This window comes from Janthinobacterium sp. BJB401 (assembly GCF_013372745.1).
GTDB classification, from domain to species: Bacteria; Pseudomonadota; Gammaproteobacteria; order Burkholderiales; family Burkholderiaceae_D; genus Janthinobacterium; species Janthinobacterium rivuli.
This window is the reverse complement of the sequence record NZ_JABXFH010000124.1, coordinates 1-759: the sequence shown is the minus strand read 5'-3', so window position 1 is coordinate 759 and position 759 is coordinate 1. Positions and strand designations below refer to the sequence as shown.

The window sequence follows — 759 nt, the reverse complement described above, 5'->3', positions numbered from 1 at the left end:
TCGGGGCTGCGCAGCACCTGCTCCTCGAACAGCGCGTGCAGTGTCTGGCCGTGTGCGAATTCTTTCGCCGTGCTGTTCCACTCCACCAGCAACTGCTGCCGCTCGCCTCCTGCCAGCATGTCCAGCTCACGCAGCGGCGCCCGCGGATTGGCTACCAGCGCCACCAGCAAGCGGCCGAAATGCACGGCCATCCGTTCCGCCGTGGTGCGGTCGAACAGGTCGGTGTTGTATTCGACGTGCCCCCTCAATCCATCCTCCGCCTCGACCAGCGTCAGCGTCAGATCGAGCGGCGACACATTGTGCTCGATGTCCATCGGCCTGAGCGCCAGCCCGGGCAGCTCAAGCTTTCCCATCGGCGCGTTCTGAAGCACGAACATCACCTGAACCAGCGGGCTGTGGCTAGTATTGCGTTCCGGCGCCAGATGCTCCACCACCTGCTCGAACGGCAGGTCCTGGTGCGTATAGGCGCCCAGCGTGGCCGCCTTGACTTGAACGAGCAATTCATCAAAACATTGCGTGGCATCCACCCGCGTGCGCAGCGCCAGCGTGTTGGCAAAGAAACCGACCAGCGGTTCCAGCTCCGCCCTTTGGCGATTCGCGATCGGCGTGCCGATGCAGATGTCGTCCTGGCCGGCATAACGGCTGAGCAGCACGTTGAACGCCGCCGCCAGCGCCATGAACAAAGTGGCTTGCGCCTGCTGGCTGATACGGTGCAAGCCTTTGGCGACGTGCGCCGGGATCACCACGGACACCATGCCG

General features: G+C 64.0%; 1 protein-coding gene. It reads right to left on the bottom strand.

The window, feature by feature from the left end; genetic code table 11:
* On the bottom strand, nucleotides 1-759 hold a 759-nt coding region (locus HWE17_RS28460), incomplete at both ends, for a condensation domain-containing protein (protein ID WP_255206437.1).